We start from the raw sequence: 21,050 nt of genomic DNA, 5'->3' as shown, positions 1-21,050 counted from the left end.
ACGAGGAACTGCGGGCGATCGCGGACGGCGAAGCAGACGTGGACGACCTGCTGTGAGCCGCTGACGCGACCCGATGTGAGCCGGGATCAAGGCGCGAAGTAAGCGTCCGGCCCCCGGACGCCCCGAAGCTCGCGGAGGGGTGAGGCGCCGCACCGCCCGCAGGCGTCCGGCTCTTCGGGGTCGTCGGGCAGCGCGAACACCGTCTCGCAGGCGTCGCAGGCGACGTAGCGGAGCGCGAGCGACGGAGTGTCGGCCATGACGGTGGTAGGGGGCCGGCCCACTTGAACCGACGCCCGAGTCCGCCCCTACCGACCGGACCCCGCGTCGGCGGACGCGTCGAGCCGTCGCTCGTACTTCGCCAGCGACTCGGCGAGCGCGTCGCCGGCGTCGACGTCGGCGGTCTCGGCGAGCGCCAGCAGCGCGAACAGCGCGTCGCCGAGCTCGTCGCTCGCGATCGCGGCGGCGTCCGGGTCGCTCCCGTAGTCGGTCGAGGTCGCGACCTCCTTCGCGACCTCGCCGACCTCGCTCTCCAAGTCGAGGACGCGGTACGCGAGGTCGGTCTCCAGCCCGTGCTCGGCGACGAACGCGGCGACGCGGTCCTGCTCGTCCATGAGCGTCGCCTCCGCGCGGCCGGAAAAGAAGCTCCCGATCCGAACGGCGGTCCCCGATCCGAACGGTGGCGAGGACGGCCGGTCACGGAACCCATAAGACGCGAGCGGCCCCACAGACCGTATGAAGATCGCGATACTCGGCGGTACCGGCGACATCGGCGAGGGGCTCGCGCTCCGGCTGGCGGCCGACACCCCTCACCGCGTCTCGATCGGCTCGCGGGAGGCGGAGAAGGCGGAGACCAAGGCCGAGGAGTACACCACCGAACTGGAGAGCCGCGGCCTCGACGCGGCGGTCGAGGGCGCCGAGAACGCGGCGGCCGCCGCCGCGGCCGCGATCGTCGTCCTCGCGGTGCCGCCGTACCACATCGGCGACACGGTCGAGGCCGTCGCGGACGAGTTGGACGACGGCGACGTCCTCGTCTCGCCGGCGACGGGGATGAAACGCGACGACGAGGGGTTCCACTACCACAAGCCCGGCGCGGGCTCGGTGGCGCGGATCGCGGCGGACGCCGCGCCGGAGGGCGTCGCCGTCGTCGGCGCGTTCCACAACCTCGCGGCCGCCCGGCTCGCGAACCTCGACGCCGACCTCGGGATCGACACGCTCGTGATCGGCGACGACGAGGACGCGAAGCGAACGGTCGCGGACGTCGCGGAGGGAATCGAGGGACTCCGCGCGCTCGACGCCGGCGGGATCGCCAACGCGCCCGAGATCGAGGGGCTCACCCCGTTGCTTATCAACGTCGCGAGCAACAACGACGGGCTCCACGACCTCGGCGTTCGATTCACGTAGTCGCCCGCGGCCGCCGTTCCGTTAGGCCTTTGCGCGGCCGGCCCGTCCGGGCAATAGATGGAGTACCTGGAGCGCCGGGTCGCGCTGGTCGAGGACCGGCTGGAGGCCGTCATCGACGAGGTCGAGCCCGACGAGCTGTCCGACGAGGTCGGCCACGTCGTCCTCGCCGGCGGCAAGCGGGTCCGCCCGGCGGTGACGATCCTCGCCTGCGAGGCGTTCGACGGGGACCCCGAGGACGCCGTCGACTTCGCGGCCGGAATCGAGTTCGTCCACAACGCGTCGCTCGTGATCGACGACATCATCGACCGCTCGGAGGTCCGACGCGGCACCCCCTCCGCGTGGGCGGAGTTCGGATACGGCCCGGCGATCGTCGCCAGCGACGGCCTGCTTGGCGAGGCGTTCGGGCTGTTCTCCGCGGAGCCGCGCGCGATGCGGACCGTCGCCGAGGCGATGGTCGAGCTCGGCGAGGGCGAGGCGACCGAGCTCGCCGACCGCCCGACGACGGAGGCGGAGTACATGGAGCTCGCCCGTCGGAAGACCGGCGCGCTGTTCCGGGCCGCCGCCGAGCTCGGCGCGGTCGCCGGCGGCGCCGACCCCCACGCGATCGACTCCTTCGGCGAGTACGCCGAGCGCGTCGGCATCGCGTTCCAGATGCGCGACGACGTGCTCGATGCGACCGCCGACGCCGACGAGCTCGGCAAGCCGACGGGACAGGACGCGGAGATGGACCGGCCCTCGGTGGTGCAGGTCACCTCGCTGTCCCCCGAGGAGATCGACGAGCGGGCCCGCGAGCAGTCGGAGCTCGCCCTGGCCGCGCTCGACGACGCCGACCCGCCCGAGACGGAGGCGATCGAGTACCTCCGCGACCTCGCGGAGTTCGTCGTCGTGCGGGAGCGGTAGACGGCGACCACGCGACGAGGCCGCACGCGTCACCGTCGGTTTATCTCCTCAGACGACGTATACGGGGCGATTATGTCTTCGACAGTAGTCTCGTCCGACCCGGAGCAGTCGCTCGTCGCGACCGTCACCACCGAAACCGTCGCCGGCCGCGAGATCGCGGAGGTGCTGGGTATCGCCCGCGGCAACACCGTGCGAGCGCGGAACGTGGGCCGAGACATCACGCAGGGGATCCGGAACCTCGCCGGCGGTGAGCTCAAGGCCTACTCGACGCTGCTCGCGGACGCCCGGGATCAAGCGATCGAGCGGATGGAGGCGGACGCGATCGAGATGGGCGCCGACGCCGTCGTGAACGTCCGGATGGAGACGTCCGAGGTGACGCAGGGCGCCTCGGAAGTGATCGCGTACGGGACGGCCGTCAGGCTCGCCTGAGCGGTCGTTCGTCGAACGAGCGACCGCGCTCCGAAGTCGGGTTTCGGTCTGAATCGAACTTCGTGCGACGTGGGCGGTCCCCGGCGAGCGTCCCTGTGTCGCGACGCGACCGCCGAGCCCCGCGGCCGGGTCGGGTCCGCTCAGTCGTCGTCGCCCGCGGTCCGGGCGTTCTCCTCGATCGGCTCGCTCTCCCAGTAGGAGTGGTCCTCGTCGGCGCGGAAGCACGTCGCCGAGCGCCGAGCGCCGACGTCGTACGCCGGCGGCGACGACTCGCGGCAGGCCGCCCGCGCCTCGGGACAGCGGGTGTGGAACCGACAGCCCGCGGGGGGGTTCCGCGGCGACGGCACGTCGCCGTGGAGCGTCTCGAAGTCGCCGTCCCGCTCCTCGGTCGTCACCCGGGGGACGCTGGACAGCAGCGCCTCCGTGTACGGGTGCGCCGGGTCCGCGAAGATCTCGTCGACCGGCCCGGTCTCGACGATCTCGCCGAGGTACATCACGGCGACGCGGTCGCAGATGTGACGGACGACGCTGAGGTTGTGCGCGATGAAGAGGTAGGTGAGACCGAAGTCGTCCTGGAGGTCGTCGAGCAGGTTGAGGATCTGCGCCTGCACGCTCACGTCGAGCGCCGAGACGGGCTCGTCGAGCACGATGAACTCCGGGTCGACCGCGAGCGCCCGCGCGATCCCGATCCGCTGGCGCTGGCCGCCCGAGAACTCGTGCGGGTAGCGGTCGATCTGGTCGGCCGACAGCCCGACGCGTTCGAGCAGGTCGAGGGCGGTCTCGCGCCGCTCCGCCCGGTCCGCGACGCCGTGGATCCGGAGCCCCTCGGTGATGATGTCGCCGGCGGTCATGCGCGGGTCGAGGCTGGAGAACGGGTCCTGGAAGACGATCTGCGCGCGCCTGCGGAACGCCGTCAGCTCCGCGTCGGTCATCTCCAGCAGGTCCGCCCCGTCGAACGAGATCCGGCCGTCGGTGGCCTCGCGCAGGCGGAGCACGGTCTCGCCCGTGGTCGACTTGCCGCAGCCGGACTCGCCGACGAGGCCGAGCGTCTCGCCCTCGGCGACCTCGAAGGAGACGCCGTCGACGGCCTTCACGCTCTCCTCGTCCGCGCCGAGGAGCCGGTCGAGGAGCGACTGCTCGTCCGCGTAGTACTTCCGGAGCCCCTCGACGGAGAGGAGGGGGTCGGCGGCGTCGGCGGGCCCATCGGCGTCGCTCATTCCGCGTCACCCCCGAAGTGGTCCTCCGGAAGCGCCTCGCTCGGGTCGTACGGGCGGTCCGCGAGCACGCACTTGGCGCCGTGTTCGGCGTCGGCGTCCACGACGCGCTCGGCGGGCTTCTCCAGACACGACTCCATCGCCTTCGGGCAGCGGTCGGCGAAGTAACACCGGTCGTCCATCTCGGAAGCGATCAGCCCGGGAACGTTCCCCTCGATCGGTTGGAGCCGCGGGCGCGGGTCCTCCAAGTCGGGGATCGAGCCGAGCAGCCCCTCGGTGTACGGGTGGACCGAGTCGTCGAACACCGCGTCGAGCGTCCCGCGCTCAACCACCTCGCCCGCGTACATCACGCAGACCCGGTCGCACATCTCCGCGATGACGCCGAGGTCGTGCGTGATGAGCACGATGCTCATCCCGCGGTCCGCCTGGACCTCCCGCAGGAGGTTGAGGATCTGCGCCTGGATCGTGACGTCGAGCGCGGTCGTCGGCTCGTCGGCGATGAGCACGTCGGGCTCGCCGGCCAGCGCCTGCGCGATCATCGCGCGCTGGAGCATCCCGCCGGAGAACTCGCCGGGGTACTCGTCGACGCGCTCCGCCGGGTCGGGGATCCCGACCTGTTCGAGCAGCTCGATCGCCCGGTCGACGCTCTCGTCGCTGGTGTAGCCGCGGCCGGGGACGATACCGTCGAGGAGGTACTGGCCGAGCCCGTACCCCTGGGTCCGCGAGCGGGTCGACCGCGGGTTCGCCTTCGCGCGCCGCTGTACCTCCACCGCCTCGGCGATCTGCTCGCCGACCGTGATCGAGGGGTTGAAGCTGCTCATCGGGTCCTGGAAGATGGTGCTGAACGACGGGCCGCGGAGCGACCGCCGGACGCGCGGCGGGACGGTCCGGAGGTCGACGTGGTCGCCGTCGACGCCGACCGCGTCGTTCGCCCGGAACTCCTCCGCGAGGTCGGGGTTCCGGTACCACACCTCTCCCTCGGTGATCCGACCGGGCGACTCGACGAGGTCGATGAGCGACAGCGCGGTCACCGACTTCCCGGAGCCCGACTCGCCGACGATCCCGAGGATCTCGTTGTCGCGGAGGTCGAACGAGACCGACTCGACCGCGTTGATCTGTCCCTCCTCGGTGAAGAAGCGGGTCGAGAGGTCCGACACCGAGAGCACGTCGTCGCTCCGCAGCGCGGGGTCGGGCCGCACGCCCTGGCTCATGCGGCACCCCCTTCGCCCTCGATGCCCGGGTCGAGCGAGTCGCGGAGCCAGTCGCCGAGGAGGTTGATCCCGATCACGGAGAACATGATCGCGAGGCCTGGCAGCGACGCGATCCACCACTGGCCCGACGAGATGTAGTCGCGCCCCTGCGCGATGTCGAAGCCCCACGAGAGCGTCGTCCCCGAGAAGCCGAGGAACGACAGGGAGCTCTCCAGGAGGATGATCGCCGCCACCTGCACCGTCGCGAGGACGATGATCGGCGTGATCGCGTTCGGGAGGACGTGGTTCCAGATGATCGAGGTGTCGTCGGCTCCGAGCGCGCGGGACGCCTTGACGTACTCCTGACTCCGCAGGGAGAGCGCCTCCCCGCGGGCGACGCGGGCGAACCACACCCAGTTGACGAGCCCGACGACGATCACCACGGTTATCGGGAGCACGAAGCTCTCCGGCATCTCCGGCGCGAGGCCGGCGACGACGAACGGGTCGGGGACGTTGATCGTGGCCCGCCCCCACAGCCCGATGAGCGCGACGGCCAACACGAGCGACGGGAACGCGAGGCTGACGTCGGCGATCCGCATCAGGACGTCGTCGACGTTCCCGCGGTGATAGCCCGCGAACAGCCCCACTGGAACGCCGACGAACGCCGCCAGAAGCGTCCCGAGCACGCCGACGACCAGCGACGTCCGGGCGCCGTAGATGATCCGCGAGAGCATGTCTCGCCCGAGGCTGTCGGTGCCGAGCGGGTGCGCCGCGTCGGGGGTGATCTCGACGGTCTCGGTCACGGTCTGGATCTCCCCCTCGACCATCTGCGAGGTCGTCCGCTCGGTGGTCTCGCTGAAGCCGAGCGGCGGGAGCTCGCTCTGGTTGAGCTGCTGTTCGGTCGGGTCGTGAGGCGCGATAAAGGGCGCGAACGCGGCGGTAAACAGGATACCGACCACGAGCAGCAGGCCGATCTTCGCGAGCGCGCTGTTCCTGAACTCCTTCTTGAGATTGCGGATGACACGTGCGGAAACCATCAGTCGTTCACCACTTGGGGGTCGAGATACGCGTAGACGGCGTCGACGAGGACGTTCACGAGGACGAAGCTGGTGCCGATGACGATGAGACTCCCCTGTAACACCGGCCAGTCGCGGCGGTTGATGCTGTCGATGACGAGGGTGCCGAGCCCCGGCCACGAGAACACCGCCTCGGTGATGACCGCGCCGCCGATCAGCGTGCCGAGCTGGAGGCCGAGCACCGTGATCACCGGGATGAGCGTGTTCCGGAGCGCGTGTTTGTAGCGGACCAGCGTGTTCGGGAGTCCCTTCGCCCGCGCGGCCTGCACGTACCCCTTACCGAGCTCGTCTAACATTCCGGAGCGGGTGAGCCGCGTGATCAGCGCCATGAAGTACGTCCCCAGGGCGATCGCGGGGAGCGTGATGTACGCGAGCCACGCGAGCAGCGTGCCGACGAACGGCTCCGACCCGATCACCGACAGCGCCACGTCGCCGACGTCGACGCCGCGGCCGCTGGTGTTGAACACGTCGAACTCCACCGCGAAGATCAGGATAAGCATGATTCCCAGCCAGAAGTTCGGCGTGCTGATCCCGCCGAGCGAGAACAGCGTCGCGCCGTAGTCGACCGGCTGGTTGCGCCGGGTCGCGCTGAGCACGCCGAGCGGGATCGACAGGGCGATGGCGACGACGCTCGCGGCGAGCGCGAGCTCGACCGTCGCCGGCAGCCGCGCGAACACGAGCCCGACGACCTCCTGCCCGCGGATGTACGAGAACCCCATATCGCCGCGGAGGAGGTCGAAGATGTACTGTCCGTACTGGACGTAGAGCGGCTGGTCTAAGCCGAGCTCGGCGGCGATCGCCTGTCGCGTCTCCTGGCTCGCGTCGAGCGGTGCGACGGCGTTGATCGCGCTCCCGGGGGTGACGAAGCGGAGCGCGAACACGACGGTGACGACTCCCCAGACGACGCCGAGTCCCTGGAGGCTTCTTTTGAGTACGAATCTCCCAAATGACATTGATGAGTTCGGGACGGTCGTCTGGCGTTACTGTCGGGTGGCCGTGTCGGGGTCGATGAACTCGTCGGCCCGCGGCTCCCACGAGATGTCGCTGGAGACGCCGTAGACGCTGAACTGCTGGTGGAGGAACACCCACGGGGCGAGGTCGTGGGCGAGCTGGTTCGCCTCCTGGAGGATCTCGACGCGCTCGTCGGGGTCCTCGGTGCTCTCCGCGTCGACCATGAGCTGGTCGAGCTCCTCGTTTTCGAGGATCGTGAGCGCGCCCTCCGTGGTCATGAGCGGCGTGATGGTCTGGCTCCCGTCGAACTCGCCGTTCCCCCAGCCGAGCAGGTTGAAGTGCGGCTTGTCCTCGATGTTCCCCGTCGTGATGTCTTGGACGAGCGAGGAGAACTCGCGCTGTTCGAGGCTACAGGAGACGTTCGACAGCGAGTCGATCTGGTTCGCCGCGGCCTGCGCGATCTCGACGTCGCCGAGGTAGCGCCCGATGGGCGTCTGCAGCGTGATCTCGACGCCGGCGTGGCCGGACTCGTCGACCAGCCGCTCCGCCTCCTCGGGGTCGTACGGGTACGGCTCGATGTCGGGGTTGTGACCGACGTGGCCCTCGAGGGTGGGCTGGCCGGTGATGTTCCCGAAGCCGTTGAGGACGTTCTCGATGATGCTCTCGACGTCGACCGCGTGGTTCATCGCCTGTCGGAACTGCTGGCTGGAGAACGGCTCGACGTCGTAGCGCATCTGCAGGAAGATGATCCGCGCGCTCGGCACGGAGTTGATCCCGGCGACGTCGGAGCTCTCGACGCGCGAGACCTCCTGCGGCGGCACGTTCGTCACGATGTCCGTCTCCTCCGCGAGGAGGCGGTTCACGCGCGTGCTCGACTCGCTGGAGGCGCTCATCGTGAGCGCGTCGACCGGGACGTCGCCGCCCCAGTAGTCGTCGTTCGGCTCGTAGGCGACCTCGTTGCCGGAGTCGTACTCGGTGACGACGAACGGGCCGGTGCCGTTCGTGTTCCGGTTGATGAAGTTGCCGTCGTTCTCCTCGATCCACGACTGCTGCACGATCTCGCCGTTCGTCGCGAACAGCTGGAAGGCGATCGGGTTGAAGCCCTCGAAGCTCACGGTCACCTCGCCGTCGCCGGCGACGACCTCGCTGACCGAACCGAGGTCGTTCTTCTGCGGGCTGGCGATGCCGACGTCGTCGTCGACGATCCGCCGAATGCTGAACCTGACGTCCTCGGACGTCAGCGGGTCGCCGTTGTGGAACGCGACCCCGTCGCGGAGCACGAACCGGACGCTGCCGTCATCCGTGCGCTCCCAGTCGGTGGCGAGCCCTTCGATGATCCCGCCCTCCTTGTCGCGGTCGAGCAGGCCCTCGTACACCTGCCCGACGATGATCTCCGTGTTCGTCTCCGCGTGGTCCTGCGGGTCGAGTCCGGAGTCCATCTGGCCCATGGTGACGCCGATCTCGAAGGCGTCGTCTCCGCCGTCGTCGCCGTCGGACCCGTCCGAGCCGTCGGAACCGTCCGTGCCGTCGTCGCCGTCGGACCCGTCCGAACCGTCCGAACCGTCGCCGCCGTTTCCGGAGCAGCCGGCGAGGCCGACCGCGGCCGCGGTGCCGGCGTACGTGAGCATCGTCCGCCTGTTGAGCTGATCGTCGTTGTCAGAACTCATAGCATAGCACATACGAGGCAACGTTATGAACCTAACGACGCGAACGCCCCCGTCAGCCGTCACGTCTCGCGGTTTCTGTCACGGCGACTGGACAACTATTTACGATTCCGCCGGGTCCACGAGGACATGCGACGGACCGATCCGGGCGAGCGCTGGGGAGACGTGGTCGCCGACAGCGACGCGACGGCGACGGAGTACCGCGACCGGGGCTGGACGGCGGTCGCCGCCCACCCCGGCGACGTGAACCCGGTCGCCGACGCGGCGCGGGTCGACGTGCTGCTCCCCGGCTCGGAGTTCGAGGAGACGAGCGCGGTCGTGGGCGACGCCGACGTCGACGCGGTTCGGGTGTACGCCGCCGCGGCCGGAGGCGTCGAGTACCGCCTCGTCGTCGCGGAGGACCGCGACGCCGAGGTCGCCGTCTGCGTGCCGACGTACCTCGGCGCCGCCGAGCTGGAGTCGCTCAGGGCGGGCGCCGACGCGGCCGGCGCGTTCACGGTCCGGCTCCGCCCCCTCGACGACCGGGACGTCGTCGAGATCGACGTGAGCGATCCCGCCGTCTTCTTCGACGCGACGACCGACGCCTGAGCCCGGCCTCTCTCGACGCGACCGCGGATCCGTGGGCCGAGACCTCCCGGCGACGGATCCGTGGACCGACCGCCATGTCACGCACACACATGTGTATCTCCTCCGGAGAACACTTCGACGTATTCATACTTGTGCGATCACGATCATCTGCATGAACCGAGCAGAGAAGGCGGCCCTCCAGCTGCAGGCGGTCGCCGTGTTGCGGATGTTGAAGGAGACGCGAACGTACGAGGAGCTCTCCGAGGTGACCGGGCTCCCCTCCGGCGACCTGAACCGGTACGTGAACGGCCACGTGTTGCCCGGCGCCGACCGAGCGAGCGAGGTCGTCGAGGCGGTGGGCCGCGACGCGCTCGCCGACGAGCTGATCGCCCGCGTCGAGTTCGACGAGGAGGGGTACGTCGACAACTCCGGCGTCGTCTTCGACCAGTCGTTCCTCGACCTGGTCGCGCCCGTGGCCGCGGAGACGTTCTCGTTCGAGTCGCCGGACGTCGTCCTCACCGCCGCCACCGACGGGATCACTCTCGGCGCGGCGATGGCCTCCTTCTTCGACGCCCGCCTCGCGTACGCCAAGAAGTCGAAGGAGACCGCCGTCGAGGAGTTCATCGAGTCGCGCCAGCGGCTCGCCTCCGGCATCGAACTCACCTACTACCTCCCCGCGAGCGCGGTCGACGCCGGCGACACCGTGCTCGTCGTCGACGACCTGATCCGGTCGGGAGAGACCCAGGAGCTCCTCCTCGACATCGCCCTCCAGGCCGACGCCGACGTCACCGGCGTCTTCACCCTCATCGCCGTCGGCGACGAGGGGATGGAGCGCGCGCGAGCGATCACGGACGCGCCGGTCGGCGCGCTGACGACGTTCGAGTAACCCGCCGGCGGCCGTCGGGTGACGCGCCGGTCGGCGCGTTCGCGACCCGCGGGGAGTCGCTCGCGCGGGTCGGCGGTCGCGCTCAGAGAAGGGGAGTAAACACGTTCGCGCATTTTCTTTAGATTATTGACGCCTAAAGCGGCGTATTAATACACGTGTATGTGTATTCTCCGCGCTCGTTCAGCAAGGCTTATCATCCGATACGAAAGTAGACACATCCGTTCAATGGGGCTTACAGATACGCTGGCTGCGCGGTTCGACGTGGAGGCGCACGACTCCGACGTCCGTACGGAGCTGGTCGCGGGGCTCACCACCTTCCTCGCGATGTCGTACATCATCGTCGTGAACCCGTTCATCCTCGCCGAGGCGATCCAGATCCCCGGCTACGAGTTCTTCGAGGTGGTCCAGATGATCGCCATCGCGACGATCCTCTCGTCCGCGCTCGCGACGCTGGTGATGGCGCTGTACGCCAACCGTCCGTTCGGGCTCGCGCCGGGGCTGGGACTCAACGCCTTCTTCGCGTTCACCGTCGTGCTCGGCTTGGGGATCCCGTGGCAGACGGCCCTCGCCGCGGTGTTCGTCGAAGGGATCCTCTTTATGCTGCTCACCGCGGTCGGCGCGCGCGAGTACGTCATCCGGCTGTTCCCCGAGCCGGTGAAGCGCTCGGTCGGCGCCGGTATCGGCCTCTTCCTCCTGTTCATCGGCTTCCAGGAGCTCCAGATCGTCGTCCCCGACGACGCGACGCTCGTCACGCTCGGCGGCATCTTCGGCAACCCGTGGGCGATCTTGGGGATCCTCGGGCTCGTGTTCACCTTCGGCCTCTGGGCGCGCGGCGTCACGGGCTCGATCGTGATCGGCATCCTGACGACCTCCGTCGTCGGCTGGGGGCTCACGCTCGCCGGGTTCTTCGACCGCGGCACGATCACGCCGGAGACGCTCCCGAGCGCACAGTACGACATCTCGCCGCTCGCGGGGGCGTTCGTCGACGGGCTCTCCGGGGTCGACCCGCTCACGTTCGGTCTCGTCGTGTTCACGTTCTTCTTCGTCGACTTCTTCGACACCGCCGGGACGCTCATCGGCGTCTCGCAGTTCGGCGACTTCCTCGACGAAGACGGCGACCTCCCCGACATGGACAAGCCGCTGATGGCCGACGCGGTGGGGACGACCGCCGGCGCGGTGCTCGGCACCTCCACGGTGACGACGTACATCGAGTCGTCGACCGGCGTCGAGGAGGGCGGTCGCACCGGCCTGACGGCGCTGGTAATCGCGCTGCTGTTCGTCGCCTCGCTCGCGGTGATCCCCGTCGTCGCGGCCATCCCGGAGTACGCCTCCTTCATCGCGCTCATCGTCGTCGGCGTGATGATGCTGCAGGGGCTCGTCGAGGTGGACTGGTCGGACCCGGCGTGGGCCGTCTCCGCGGGGCTCACGGTCACCGTGATGCCGTTCGCCTACTCGATCGCCGACGGGCTGGCAGCCGGTATCGTCGCCTACCCGCTTATCAAGGTCGCCGTCGGCGAGTACGACGAGGTCGCGCTCGGCCAGTACGTCATCGCGGCGCTGCTCGTCGTCTACTACGTCCTGCAGACGCGCGGCGTCGTCCTGTAGCCCGACCGCCGCCCGTGCGCGCGGCGCGCACCGCCCACCGTACTTCTTTACGCGTCTACGCCCTACCGATGGTGATGGCAAATCTGACGCTCTACGAACTGGAGGGATGTCCCTACTGCGCGAAGGTGAAGACGAAGCTCGCCGAGCTGGACGTGGAGTACGAGTCGGTGATGGTGCCGCGCTCGCACTCCGAGCGCACGGAGGTCGAGGAGCTGAGCGGGCAGACCGGCGTGCCCGTCCTCGTCGACGAGGCGAACGGGATCGAGGGCATGTCCGAGAGCGACGACATCGTCGAGTACCTCGAGGAGACGTACGGAAGCGCGAGCTGATCCGGCGGAGCAGTTCCTGACCGTCAGCGGCGGCGATCGACGGTCGCGCCGGCGGTTCGCGGTCGCGATCGCGAGGCTATTTATCCGACGGTCGCCACGTCCGGAGCGTGCGACTCGTCCACCGCAGCGCGGAGTCCGACGGCGACGCGGGGCCCGACGCCGACGACCGGAAGTCGACCGTCCTCGCCGACGACGTCGACGTCGCCCGGTCGACGCTCGAACAGGGCCGCGGACTGATGTTCAGGCGCGCCGTCCCCGACGGCTACGCGCTCGTCTTCCCCTTCGAGGAGGCCGACGCGCAGTGGCTCCACATGCTGTTCGTCCCGTTCGCGATCGACGCGCTGTGGCTCGTCGACGGCGAGGTGCGAAAGCGGAAGCGGCTCGCCCCGTTCGTCGGACTGGGCCGGGGGCGGGCCGACACGGTCGCCGAGCTCCCCGCGGGCGCCGCCGCCGACGTCGCCGTCGGCGACGAGGTCCGGCTCGTCGAGTGACCGGAGCGACGGCTCGGGCGCGTCCGACTCACTCCCCGTCGACCGTGCGGAGCTCCATCTCGATCCGCGTGCCGCCGGCCTTGCTCTCGCCGATGTCGAAGCCCCCGCCGCCGGCGCTGACGATCCAGTTCACGTACCAGAGTCCGAGCCCGCTGGCGTGCTCCAGCGGCGTCTCCTCGCCGGTGAGCACCGCGCGCTCGACGGGCGGGATCCCCGGACCGTCGTCGGCGACGACCAGCGACGTCCACGACTCGCTGGGGAGCTCGGCGGCAGTAACGGTCACCGAGGGGCGGTCCGCGTCGCCGTGTCGGATCGCGTTGTCGACGAGCTCCGCGATCGCCTCGGCGAGGTAGCCGACCGCCGACACCGTGATCCCCTCCGGGACGTCCACCTCGATGTCGGCGCGGTCGCGGAGCTCCGACGGAACCGTCACCAGCGCCTCCTCGACCTCGTCCGCGAGGTCCGTCGGCCGGGGAGTGGGCCGGTCGGCGAGCAGCCGCTCGACCCGCCGCGAGGTCTCGCCGACGCGCAGCAGCCGCTCCGCGGTGTCGACGACGCGCTCGAGCTCCGCGGCGAGCGTCGGGTCCTCGACCTCGCCGATCGCCCGCTGCGTGAACCCCGTGACGACGTTGAGGTCGTTCCGGAAGTTGTGGCGGAGCACCCGAGTCAACACGGCGAGCCGCTCCTCTCGGAGGGACGCCTCGGTGACGTCCTCGCCGACCCCGACCGCGCCGACGACCTCGTCGCCGTCGGTGACCGGGCCGAGCGAGAGCCGGTACGGGACGCGCTCGCCCGAACGGGTGACGAGCGTCGCCTCGCACTCGGCGTTCTCGGCCTCGCGGTAGACGGACTGGAGCGCAGCGGCGACGGCGTCGTGGCTCTCGTCGTCGAACAGCGACGTCAACGCGGTCCCGGAGAGCCGCTCGTCCTCGTAGCCGGCGTCCGCGGCGAGCCGGTCGTTCCACCGCGAGAGGGTGCCGCGCTCGGTGCACTGGAACAGGGCGACCGGAACCGTCGCGGCGACCGCGTCGGTGACTCGGAGCTGCGACCGGAGGCGTTCCTCGGCGGTGACCCGGTCGGTGACGTCGGTCAGACCGACGATCAACCACTCGCGGTCGGCGACCGTGGCGGCGCGGACGGCCAGTTCGAGGCGCCGCATCGGCGCGCTCGCGACGGTCCACTCGAAGCGGGTGACGCCGTCGCCGTCGGGCGGGGCGCGGACGGCCGCGCCGATCGGGTCGCCGGCGACGGTCGCCGCCGCTTCGCCGAGGTCGTCGAGCCCCATCAGCGTCAGCGTGCCGCGGTCGCGGTCGAGCAGATCGGCCGCCGGCGGGTTCGCCGCGCGGATCGCGAGGCTCCCCGGATCGCACGCGAGCGCCGGCGTCGGGATCGCGTCGACGAACGAGCGGAGGACGCGCGGGACCGCCTCGCCGCCGGGCGCGCTCAGCGACCCCTCATCGGCGGCGCGGTCTCTCTCGCCGGCCGAGAGGCCGCCGTCCGCGTCCCCGTCAGCGTCGCTGTCGCGACCCATACGTAGCGCGACTGACGCGTCCCGCGCTTATGTGTCTGTGGGTCGGAAAGTCGGAGACGCCGGGAGCGTCAGTCCGCCTTCGCCTGCCAGTCCCGAACGGTGTCGGCGCCGACGCCGTCGACGTCGGCGGCGAGATCGTCCGGGTCGGCGGATTTGAGATCGTCGACGCCGTCGACGCCGACGTTCTGCAGCTTCTCGGCCGTCTTCTCGCCGATCCCCTCGACCGTCTGGAGCTCCGAGCCCTCCTGGCGGGCGGTGAACTCGCGGTAGTTACAGATCGGACAGCCGAGCTCCCACGGCTCGTCGCCGGAGTGGACCCGGAGGTGCGGGAGGTCGTGTTCCTCGCAGCGCTCGTCGGTGACCTCGATCTCGCCGCGGCGGGGGAGCGGCAGCGAGTAGTCGCAGTCGGGGTAGCGCGTGCAGCCGACGAGCCGGGAGCCGGAGCGGAGGCGTTTGATGGCCAACTCTCCCCCGTGCGTCTCACCGCACTCCGGACACGCACCGATCACCTCGTCCTCTTGATCGTCGGCCTCGTCGGCCTTACACTGCGGGCACCCGTGGACGAACGTCTTCCGGCCCGCGAGCATCTTCACGTGCCGGAGGTCGTGCGCCTCGCAGGTCTCGTCGAGGATGAGCGGCTTCCCGGTGGAGGGGAGCGGGAGGGTGTGCTCGCAGTCGGGGTAGCCGTCACAGCCCACGAAGTACGAGCCCTGTCGGGACTTCCGGACGAGGAGGTCCGCGCCGCACTCGGGACAGGGGCCGAGCGTCTTGTCCGCCTTCAGCGACTTCTGCAGGTGGTCGCCGACCGCGTCGCGGGACTCGGTGAGGTCGTCGAACACGCGGTCGAGCAGCTCGCGGGACGCCTCGGTCACCTCGTCGTACCCCTTCTCGCCGGCCGCGATCGCCTGCATGTCCCGCTCCAGTTGGGCGGTCATCTCCTCGCTGACGATGTGCTCCGCGAACTCCTCGGCCGCCTCGACGACCGCCTCCGCGAGCCGGGTCGGCCGCGGCGGGTCGCTCTCGATGTAGTTGCGGTCGTACAGCTTCTCGAGGGTGCGGTGGCGGGTCGCCTTCGTGCCGACGCCGCGCTTCTCCATCTCCTCGATGAGCCGCGACTGGCCGTACCGGCGGGGCGGCTGGGTCTCCTTCGCGTCCGTGCGGCGGCCGTCGAGCGCGAGCCTCTCGCCGACCTCGACGTCGGGGACGATTCGCTCGTCGCTGGAGCGGTACGGGTAGACCTCGTGGTACCCCGCTTCCAGCAGGCGCTTCCCGTTCGCCTTGAGCCGGAGCCCGCCGTCGGCGGCGAGGTCGGCGGGACCGTCGGCGTCCGCCGGGTTCCGGAGGGCGGCCCGTCCGTCAGCGCCCTCGGCGACCGCGGTCGCCTCGCCGTTCGCGAGCGCGACGACGCGGAGCCGCTCCCACGTCGCGGGCTCGGCGCAGGTCGCGAGGAAGCGGCGGACGATAAGCTCGTACACCTCCCACTCGTCCTCCGAGAGGTCCGACGCCGACGGGAGCTCGCCGGTCGGGTGGATCGGCGGGTGGTCGGTCGTCTCCTCGTCTCCCTCGGTGGGCTCGATCTCCTCCTGGTCGAGGAGGGACTTCGCGTCTTTCCCGAACGTCGAGGCGGCCGAGAGCTCCTCGATCAGCTCGCGGGGCTCCAGGTCCTCGGGGTACACCGTGTTGTCCGTCCGCGGGTAGGTGACGTAGCCGGCGGTGTACAGGTCCTCCGCGAGCGACATGGTGCGCTGGGCGGAGTGGCCGAGCGAGCCCGCCGCCCGGATGAACGCCGTGGTGTTGAACGGGGTTGGCGGCTCGTCGGTCCGAGTCCGGCGGCGCACGTCGTCGACGACGGCCTCGTCGGCCGCCGCCAGGGCCTCGGTGAGCACCTCCGCGACGTCGCCGTCCCAGACGCGCTGGGCCTCGTTGCCCTCGTCGTTCAGGTAGAAGTAGCGCGCCTCGAACGGGTCGCCGCCGGACTTCGTCAGCTTCCCGTACAGCTCCCAGTACGACTCGGGATCGAACGCCTGGATCTCGCGCTCGCGGTCGACGATGAGCTTGAGAGTCGGCCCCTGCACCCGGCCGACCGAGATGAAGTCGTCGCCGAGCTGGCGGGCGGACAGCGAGAGGAAGCGGGTGAGCGCCGCGCCCCACGTGAGGTCGATCACCTGGCGGGCCTCGCCGGCGGCGGCGAGGTCGAAGTCGAGCTCGTCGGGGTTCGCGAACGCCTCGGTGACCTCGTTGTCGGTGATCGAGGAGAATCGGACCCGATCGATAGGGGCGTCCTCGTTGACCTCGCGCACCAGCTCGTACGCCTCCTTTCCTATCAGCTCGCCCTCTCGGTCGTAGTCGGTCGCGATGACGACACGAGAGGCGTTCCGCGCCAGCGTACGGAGCGCGGCGACGATCCCCTCTTGGGTCGGCTCCTTGGTGACCGGCGCGTCGATGAGCTCGACCGGCTCGACGTCGCGCCAGTCGTTGTACTCGGCCGGGAAGTCGACCCCGACGACGTGGCCCGAGAGGCCGATACAGCGCTTGCCGCCCCACTTGTACACGTTGACGTCGTTTTTCCGCTCCGTCGTCGCGGACTCGCCGCTCAGGATGTCGGCGATGCGGCGCGCCGCGTTGTCCTTCTCCGTAATTATCAGCTCGGGGCCGCGACTCATTGCACCGGGATACGCCGCTCTCCCGTCTAAAGGTTTCGTGATGCAACCTAAGATCGCCCGCACGCGCGACTGTGCGCGCGACGACCGGGCGTTCTACTCCTCGTCGTTCTCGTCCGGCTCGGTCGGCACGCCGGCGAGGTTCCCGTCCCCGTCGAACAGCTTGGCGCGGAGGAAGCGCGTCCGGTAGCGGTTCGCGCCCTCCTTCGTATCGGCCTCCCGGATCTCGTCGATCCGGCCGTCGGCGACAGCGTCGATGATCTCCTCCACCTGCTCCTTCTCGCTCGGCGTCAGCTCGAACTCGTAGGTCCGGGGCTGCTCGCTCTCCAGCCGCGTCCACTTACGCGCGGCCGAGACGACGACCGAGCAGGGCTCGCGGCAGGGGAAGGCACCGTCGCCGCCGTCGACGTCGAGGTCGGTCTCGTCGTCGTACTCCCACTCCCGGCGCTTCAGGCACTGCGAGTCGTCGCAGCACGCCTCCGCGACCCAGTTGACGTGCTCGTACCCCTCGCCGCGGTCCCACGTCTTCACGACGCCGTAGATGCCGGACTGCCGCGCCATCGTCTCGCGCCAGTGGTTCACGTCGAGCTCGCCCTCGCGCTCGCGGTGCCAGTTGGCGACCGTCGCGGGGTAGATCGTCTCGACCGCCTCGTAGGCGTCCCGCGGACCGAGCTCGGGGAAGACCCACCCGCCCGCGAGCGACGGCGCGGTCTTGAGGGGACGGTAGCGCCCCTGCTCGTCGTACCTGACGAGGTCGCGGGCGTCGAGCGGGTCCTCGTGGGCGTCGAGCTCGTCGACCGAGACGCCGGCGTCGTCGGCGTGGCGCACGTCGTACCGGCGCTCGCCGCGGTCGGTGAGAGTGGCCGTAATCCGCAGCTCCCCCCACACGCGCTCGACCCCCTCCGCGAGCGCGGCGTACCGGGTCGCCACCGTCGCGCCGTCGGCGTCCTCCAGCCAGCGCAGGAACGCTCGACGGGGGCCGAACTCGCCGACGACGCGCTCGAAGGCGTACCAGTCCGTGACCGCGGGGGCGCGCTCGGCGAGCGCCTCGTGGAGTTCGCCCTCCGTCAGCCCGGTGCGGCGGTCGCCGTCGGCGAGGACGTACCGGTCCTCGTCGATGTCGCCGCGCAGGTCGGGCGCGACGCTGAACCCCTCGAACCGGAGCGGGTCGCCCGGGGTGTGGTCGCTGAGCGCGTCGAGCACCGCGTCGAAGGCGTCGCTCGGGAGGTCGATGTCGGGAGGCTCGGGGGCGGCCCCGGAGTCCGCCGACTCCTCGGCGGGTTCGGACATCGTCAGTCCCCCGTGGCGACGCGGGTGGTCTCGCGCACGTCGTCGAGCGCGGCACCGAGGTCGGCGCCCGCGTCGGCCGCGCGCTCCAAGACGACGTCGGCCATCAGGGGCTCGGTGCCGACGGCGCCGGCGTACCAGATCCGGGTGCCGTCCACCTCGGTCGGCACGTCGTACCCCTCCGTGTAGTCCTCGCAGAGCCCGACGTCCTCCGGGATGTCCTCCTGGGTGTGGTAGCCGTCGGCGATGAACAGCGGGACGAGGACGACGTCGTCGCTCTCGAAGAACTCGGGGAGGTCGTCGACCTCGGGGTCCTCGTCCATGTACAGCGCGCGCACCTCGTCGAAGCGGTCGCGCTCGGCGATCCGGTCGGCGTGGTACTCGATCGCCTTCGCCGAGTTCTCGTTGCGCTCGGTGCCGTGGCCGACGACGGCGAGCCCGAAGTCGTCGCCCACGTCGGGATCGCCGGTGACCGACTCCGCGCGCCGGACGATCACGTCGGTCATCGCGCGGTGCGTCCCCACCGGGCCGCAGTAGTGGACCTCCCGGTCGATGTCCTCGGCGACGAGCGTGGCCTGATCGGCCGAGAGGCCGTCCGAGTCCCACTCGGCGACGTCCCAGCCGTCGAGCCGGAGCTCGCGCGGGATCACCTGCTCGGTGAAGTACCCCTCCGAGACGAACAGCGGGACGACGTAGATCTCGTCGCCTTCGACGGTGCGGAGCACCTCCCGGAAGTGCGGTTCCTCCTTCCAGAAGCCGGTCTTCACCTCGTCGAACGCGCCGGTGGCGCGGATGGTGTCCGCGTGGTCGTACGTCGGCGCGCTCGACTCCGGATTGAGGTGCGAGCCGTGTGCGACGATGACGAGCGACTGCATACACACGCTGGGGGCGCGCCGCTCTTAGGGACTTCGGCACGTGCGGCGCAACGGGAACGCGACGGCGCCGCGTTCAGCCGAGGGGCGCTCCCCGAGCCCGACCGAAATCGCCATGCCGGCCCGCGCCGCACTCCCGACCATGTCGCTGGCAGCCGACACCCGCGAAGCGGCCCGGGCCCGCCCGTTCGTCCTCGACGCGCTCCGCGCCGGCGTGTTGAACCACAGCGCCGCCGCCGCGTGGCTCGCCGACGAGGCCGACCTCGGCGGCGACGGCGACGCCGACACCGACGCGATCGCGACCGCGCTCCGCCGATTCCGGGAGGACCTCCCGGCGTACGCGACCGCCGAGCGCTCGGCGAGCGTGTCGATGCGGAGCGGGGTCGGAGTGGTCGAGGGGGAGCGAGACACCGACGCCGGCACCGATCCCCTCCTCAGTGCCGGCGGTGCGGCGGTCGTCCCCGAGGGGCGCGACACGGCCATCCTCGCGACCGGGGACGTCGACGCCCGAGCGCTCGCGACCGCCATCCGCCGCCTCGACGCCGTCGACGTCGACGTCGCGGCCGCGGGGGTCGCCGGGGGCGCGCTCGCCGTCGTCGTGGGACGGCGCGACGGCGCGACCGCGGTCCGGGTGGTCGAGGCGGCGCTCTCGGCGGTGCCGAACGAGTGAGGTGTCTGCGGCCGCGAGGGCAGACGTGAACCACGTTCCGGACGAGGCGCTCGCCGCGCTCGACGCGTTCGGCGAGGGACACCTCCGCGGCGACCCCGCGCCGGTCAGCGAGCGGCTCCGCTCGGACCTCCGGCTCCGGATCACGACGCTCGACGACGGGCGGACGGCGCGCTGCCGGTTCGAGACCGAGCACACGCGGACGCCGCCGACGCTCCGGGACCGGGGGTCGTTCCTCGCGACGTACGCGGACGGCGTCGACGACCGGCTCCGCGCCTGGGGGATCGAGCCCCCCGACGCGTACGAGTACGTCGGGACGGTCGACGGCTGGCACCGGTACGCCGGGCGGCTCCGACTGCCGTAGGGGGACCGCCGACCGCCGTGCGACGGCGTTCGCGCGACCCGCACGCTTTTCTAACGCGCTCTGATAGGTACGGGCGATGAACGCCGTCACGCTCGGTCCCGCCGGCACGTACTCACACCGTGCGGCGCGGGCCGTCGCCGCCGAGGTGTCGTTCCGCGAGTCGGTCACCGCCATCGTCGACGCCGTCGCCTCCGGCGAGTTCGAGCGCGGAGTCGTCCCCATCGAGAACAGCATCGAGGGGTCCGTCACGGAGAGCCTCGACGCGCTGGCCGACTACGACGTCGCGGTCACCCGCGAGGTCGTCACCCCGATCCGACACGCGCTCCTCGCGCAGGAGCCCGAGTTCGGGGTCGTCGCCAGCCACTCCCAGGCGCTCGCGCAGTGCCGCAACTGGCTGGAAGAGCACTATCCGGACGCCGGGCTCGAAGCGGTCGCCTCCACCGCCCGCGGGGTCGAGCGCGCCCGCGAGGACGCCCGCATCGCCGGGATCGGCCACCCGGACAACGCCGGCGACGACCTCGAAATCCTCGCGGAGGACATCCAAGACCGCACCTCCAACGCGACCCGGTTCCTCGTCGTCGCGCCCGCGTCCGCCCGCTCCGACGCGGGCGGAAAGACGACCCTGATCGTCTATCCGAACGCGAACTACCCGGGGCTCCTGCTGGAGCTTTTGGAGGCGTTCGCCGACCGCAACCTCAACCTCTCTCGGATCGAGTCGCGCCCGAGCGGTGAGCGCCTCGGCGACTACCTGTTCCACTTCGACGTCGACGCCGGGCTCTACGAGGACCACATGGCGGCCGCCGTCGAGGACATCGAGGCCATCGCCGACAACGGGTGGGTGCGCGTGCTGGGATCGTACGACACCGAACACGTGCTGGAGTAGCGGCTCAGCGTCCGATCGCGGAGCCCGTTCCGCGCCCGTAGCTCTCGGTCCGACGCCCGATCGAAACCGGCAACACTGACGGA

General features: G+C 70.6%; 22 protein-coding genes. 11 read left to right on the top strand and 11 right to left on the bottom strand.

The genetic code is table 11. From position 1 onward, the window contains the following. Positions 1 to 86: 86 nt before the first annotated feature. Both DJ73_RS20135 and DJ73_RS03855 read right to left on the bottom strand, forming a co-directional pair. The gene (locus DJ73_RS20135; protein ID WP_158217282.1) at positions 87 to 257 is read right to left on the bottom strand and encodes a hypothetical protein; all 171 of its coding nucleotides are present in this window, start codon (positions 255 to 257) and stop codon (positions 87 to 89) included. Positions 258 to 305: 48 nt separating this feature from the next. Further along, complete coding sequence (locus tag DJ73_RS03855; RefSeq protein WP_094524293.1) at positions 306 to 611, bottom strand: MazG nucleotide pyrophosphohydrolase domain-containing protein; 306 nt, start codon at positions 609 to 611, stop codon at positions 306 to 308. A 121-nt stretch (positions 612 to 732) separates the two neighbouring features. Between DJ73_RS03855 and npdG the strand changes: the two genes are divergently transcribed. From npdG to DJ73_RS03840, 3 genes are all read left to right on the top strand, one after another. Next, the gene (gene npdG / locus DJ73_RS03850) at positions 733 to 1,401 is read left to right on the top strand and encodes an NADPH-dependent F420 reductase (RefSeq protein ID WP_094524292.1); all 669 of its coding nucleotides are present in this window, start codon (positions 733 to 735) and stop codon (positions 1,399 to 1,401) included. Between the two features lie 57 nt (positions 1,402 to 1,458). Further along, complete coding sequence (locus DJ73_RS03845; protein ID WP_094524291.1) at positions 1,459 to 2,301, top strand: polyprenyl synthetase family protein; 843 nt, start codon at positions 1,459 to 1,461, stop codon at positions 2,299 to 2,301. Positions 2,302 to 2,373: 72 nt separating this feature from the next. After that, the gene (locus DJ73_RS03840; RefSeq protein ID WP_094524290.1) at positions 2,374 to 2,730 is read left to right on the top strand and encodes a YbjQ family protein; all 357 of its coding nucleotides are present in this window, start codon (positions 2,374 to 2,376) and stop codon (positions 2,728 to 2,730) included. Between the two features lie 140 nt (positions 2,731 to 2,870). Here the strand turns inward: DJ73_RS03840 and DJ73_RS03835 are convergent, their stop codons facing one another. The 5 genes from DJ73_RS03835 to DJ73_RS03815 are packed head-to-tail and all read right to left on the bottom strand — an operon-like array spanning position 2,871 to position 8,828. Next, positions 2,871 to 3,947, bottom strand: coding sequence for an ABC transporter ATP-binding protein (locus tag DJ73_RS03835; protein ID WP_094557336.1), 1,077 nt, complete (start codon positions 3,945 to 3,947; stop codon positions 2,871 to 2,873). Beyond that, entirely contained in the window at positions 3,944 to 5,155 is a 1,212-nt protein-coding gene (locus tag DJ73_RS03830) for an ABC transporter ATP-binding protein (protein ID WP_094557335.1), read from the bottom strand. Before DJ73_RS03830 ends, DJ73_RS03835 begins: the two co-directional genes overlap by 4 nt. Continuing rightward, positions 5,152 to 6,171, bottom strand: a complete 1,020-nt coding sequence (locus DJ73_RS03825) for an ABC transporter permease (RefSeq protein ID WP_094557334.1) — start codon at positions 6,169 to 6,171, stop codon at positions 5,152 to 5,154. The genes DJ73_RS03830 and DJ73_RS03825 overlap by 4 nt, the downstream gene beginning before the upstream one ends. Continuing rightward, positions 6,171 to 7,163 (bottom strand): ABC transporter permease, encoded by a 993-nt coding sequence (locus DJ73_RS03820; protein WP_094557333.1) that lies wholly within the window; start codon positions 7,161 to 7,163, stop codon positions 6,171 to 6,173. Before DJ73_RS03820 ends, DJ73_RS03825 begins: the two co-directional genes overlap by 1 nt. A gap of 27 nt (positions 7,164 to 7,190) precedes the next feature. Further along, positions 7,191 to 8,828, bottom strand: coding sequence for an ABC transporter substrate-binding protein (locus tag DJ73_RS03815; RefSeq protein ID WP_094557332.1), 1,638 nt, complete (start codon positions 8,826 to 8,828; stop codon positions 7,191 to 7,193). 126 nt (positions 8,829 to 8,954) lie between these two features. Between DJ73_RS03815 and DJ73_RS03810 the strand changes: the two genes are divergently transcribed. From DJ73_RS03810 to DJ73_RS03790, 5 genes are all read left to right on the top strand, one after another. Continuing rightward, the gene (locus tag DJ73_RS03810) at positions 8,955 to 9,413 is read left to right on the top strand and encodes a hypothetical protein (protein WP_094557331.1); all 459 of its coding nucleotides are present in this window, start codon (positions 8,955 to 8,957) and stop codon (positions 9,411 to 9,413) included. Between the two features lie 151 nt (positions 9,414 to 9,564). Continuing rightward, positions 9,565 to 10,278 (top strand): phosphoribosyltransferase family protein, encoded by a 714-nt coding sequence (locus DJ73_RS03805; RefSeq protein ID WP_094557330.1) that lies wholly within the window; start codon positions 9,565 to 9,567, stop codon positions 10,276 to 10,278. Positions 10,279 to 10,503: 225 nt separating this feature from the next. Further along, complete coding sequence (locus DJ73_RS03800) at positions 10,504 to 11,883, top strand: NCS2 family permease (RefSeq protein ID WP_094524282.1); 1,380 nt, start codon at positions 10,504 to 10,506, stop codon at positions 11,881 to 11,883. A 74-nt stretch (positions 11,884 to 11,957) separates the two neighbouring features. After that, positions 11,958 to 12,212: a glutathione S-transferase N-terminal domain-containing protein gene (locus tag DJ73_RS03795; protein ID WP_094524281.1), complete on the top strand. Its 255-nt coding sequence runs from the start codon at positions 11,958 to 11,960 to the stop codon at positions 12,210 to 12,212. Between the two features lie 107 nt (positions 12,213 to 12,319). After that, positions 12,320 to 12,703 carry a DUF192 domain-containing protein gene (locus DJ73_RS03790; RefSeq protein ID WP_094557329.1) on the top strand — a complete coding sequence of 128 codons (384 nt, stop codon included), beginning with the start codon at positions 12,320 to 12,322 and terminating at the stop codon, positions 12,701 to 12,703. 28 nt (positions 12,704 to 12,731) lie between these two features. Here DJ73_RS03790 and DJ73_RS03785 read toward each other — a convergent pair whose 3' ends face one another. The 4 genes from DJ73_RS03785 to DJ73_RS03770 all read right to left on the bottom strand — a co-directional run bounded on the left by DJ73_RS03785 (position 12,732) and on the right by DJ73_RS03770 (position 19,056). Then, a complete protein-coding gene (locus tag DJ73_RS03785) occupies positions 12,732 to 14,234 on the bottom strand; it encodes an ATP-binding protein (RefSeq protein ID WP_094526962.1) in 1,503 nt (500 codons plus the stop codon). 68 nt (positions 14,235 to 14,302) lie between these two features. Further along, positions 14,303 to 16,897, bottom strand: a complete 2,595-nt coding sequence (locus DJ73_RS03780) for a DNA topoisomerase (RefSeq protein WP_094557328.1) — start codon at positions 16,895 to 16,897, stop codon at positions 14,303 to 14,305. A gap of 93 nt (positions 16,898 to 16,990) precedes the next feature. Next, the gene (locus DJ73_RS03775; protein WP_094557327.1) at positions 16,991 to 18,184 is read right to left on the bottom strand and encodes a DR2241 family protein; all 1,194 of its coding nucleotides are present in this window, start codon (positions 18,182 to 18,184) and stop codon (positions 16,991 to 16,993) included. 2 nt (positions 18,185 to 18,186) lie between these two features. After that, positions 18,187 to 19,056: a CbiX/SirB N-terminal domain-containing protein gene (locus tag DJ73_RS03770; protein WP_094524276.1), complete on the bottom strand. Its 870-nt coding sequence runs from the start codon at positions 19,054 to 19,056 to the stop codon at positions 18,187 to 18,189. 139 nt (positions 19,057 to 19,195) lie between these two features. Between DJ73_RS03770 and DJ73_RS03765 the strand changes: the two genes are divergently transcribed. The 3 genes from DJ73_RS03765 (at position 19,196) to pheA (ending at position 20,967) form a co-directional block, all read left to right on the top strand. Continuing rightward, entirely contained in the window at positions 19,196 to 19,723 is a 528-nt protein-coding gene (locus tag DJ73_RS03765) for a hypothetical protein (RefSeq protein ID WP_094557326.1), read from the top strand. A gap of 25 nt (positions 19,724 to 19,748) precedes the next feature. Beyond that, positions 19,749 to 20,084 (top strand): hypothetical protein, encoded by a 336-nt coding sequence (locus DJ73_RS03760; RefSeq protein WP_094524297.1) that lies wholly within the window; start codon positions 19,749 to 19,751, stop codon positions 20,082 to 20,084. A gap of 76 nt (positions 20,085 to 20,160) precedes the next feature. Then, positions 20,161 to 20,967 carry a prephenate dehydratase gene (pheA, locus tag DJ73_RS03755; protein ID WP_094557325.1) on the top strand — a complete coding sequence of 269 codons (807 nt, stop codon included), beginning with the start codon at positions 20,161 to 20,163 and terminating at the stop codon, positions 20,965 to 20,967. The last annotated feature ends 83 nt before the right edge of the window (positions 20,968 to 21,050 follow it).

Source organism: Halorubrum sp. Ea1, from assembly GCF_002252965.1.
In the GTDB taxonomy this organism is placed as follows: domain Archaea; phylum Halobacteriota; class Halobacteria; order Halobacteriales; family Haloferacaceae; genus Halorubrum.
This window is presented reverse-complemented; position numbering and strand designations above follow the sequence as displayed.

What these genes read in the sequence shown, in the direction of transcription:
- DJ73_RS03825 (WP_094557334.1), bottom strand. Translation starts at nt 6,171, where the DNA reads ATGGTTTCCGCACGTGTCATCCGCAATCTCAAGAAGGAGTTCAGGAAC.
- DJ73_RS03770 (WP_094524276.1), bottom strand. Translation starts at nt 19,056, where the DNA reads ATGCAGTCGCTCGTCATCGTCGCACACGGCTCGCACCTCAATCCGGAG.
- DJ73_RS03840 (WP_094524290.1), top strand. Translation starts at nt 2,374, where the DNA reads ATGTCTTCGACAGTAGTCTCGTCCGACCCGGAGCAGTCGCTCGTCGCG.
- DJ73_RS03805 (WP_094557330.1), top strand. Translation starts at nt 9,565, where the DNA reads ATGAACCGAGCAGAGAAGGCGGCCCTCCAGCTGCAGGCGGTCGCCGTG.
- DJ73_RS03795 (WP_094524281.1), top strand. Translation starts at nt 11,958, where the DNA reads ATGGCAAATCTGACGCTCTACGAACTGGAGGGATGTCCCTACTGCGCG.
- DJ73_RS03845 (WP_094524291.1), top strand. Translation starts at nt 1,459, where the DNA reads ATGGAGTACCTGGAGCGCCGGGTCGCGCTGGTCGAGGACCGGCTGGAG.
- DJ73_RS03820 (WP_094557333.1), bottom strand. Translation starts at nt 7,163, where the DNA reads ATGTCATTTGGGAGATTCGTACTCAAAAGAAGCCTCCAGGGACTCGGC.
- DJ73_RS03855 (WP_094524293.1), bottom strand. Translation starts at nt 611, where the DNA reads ATGGACGAGCAGGACCGCGTCGCCGCGTTCGTCGCCGAGCACGGGCTG.
- DJ73_RS03785 (WP_094526962.1), bottom strand. Translation starts at nt 14,234, where the DNA reads ATGGGTCGCGACAGCGACGCTGACGGGGACGCGGACGGCGGCCTCTCG.
- DJ73_RS03810 (WP_094557331.1), top strand. Translation starts at nt 8,955, where the DNA reads ATGCGACGGACCGATCCGGGCGAGCGCTGGGGAGACGTGGTCGCCGAC.
- DJ73_RS03835 (WP_094557336.1), bottom strand. Translation starts at nt 3,947, where the DNA reads ATGAGCGACGCCGATGGGCCCGCCGACGCCGCCGACCCCCTCCTCTCC.
- DJ73_RS03815 (WP_094557332.1), bottom strand. Translation starts at nt 8,828, where the DNA reads ATGAGTTCTGACAACGACGATCAGCTCAACAGGCGGACGATGCTCACG.
- DJ73_RS03775 (WP_094557327.1), bottom strand. Translation starts at nt 18,184, where the DNA reads ATGTCCGAACCCGCCGAGGAGTCGGCGGACTCCGGGGCCGCCCCCGAG.
- DJ73_RS20135 (WP_158217282.1), bottom strand. Translation starts at nt 257, where the DNA reads ATGGCCGACACTCCGTCGCTCGCGCTCCGCTACGTCGCCTGCGACGCC.
- npdG (WP_094524292.1), top strand. Translation starts at nt 733, where the DNA reads ATGAAGATCGCGATACTCGGCGGTACCGGCGACATCGGCGAGGGGCTC.
- pheA (WP_094557325.1), top strand. Translation starts at nt 20,161, where the DNA reads ATGAACGCCGTCACGCTCGGTCCCGCCGGCACGTACTCACACCGTGCG.
- DJ73_RS03765 (WP_094557326.1), top strand. Translation starts at nt 19,196, where the DNA reads ATGTCGCTGGCAGCCGACACCCGCGAAGCGGCCCGGGCCCGCCCGTTC.
- DJ73_RS03830 (WP_094557335.1), bottom strand. Translation starts at nt 5,155, where the DNA reads ATGAGCCAGGGCGTGCGGCCCGACCCCGCGCTGCGGAGCGACGACGTG.
- DJ73_RS03800 (WP_094524282.1), top strand. Translation starts at nt 10,504, where the DNA reads ATGGGGCTTACAGATACGCTGGCTGCGCGGTTCGACGTGGAGGCGCAC.
- DJ73_RS03780 (WP_094557328.1), bottom strand. Translation starts at nt 16,897, where the DNA reads ATGAGTCGCGGCCCCGAGCTGATAATTACGGAGAAGGACAACGCGGCG.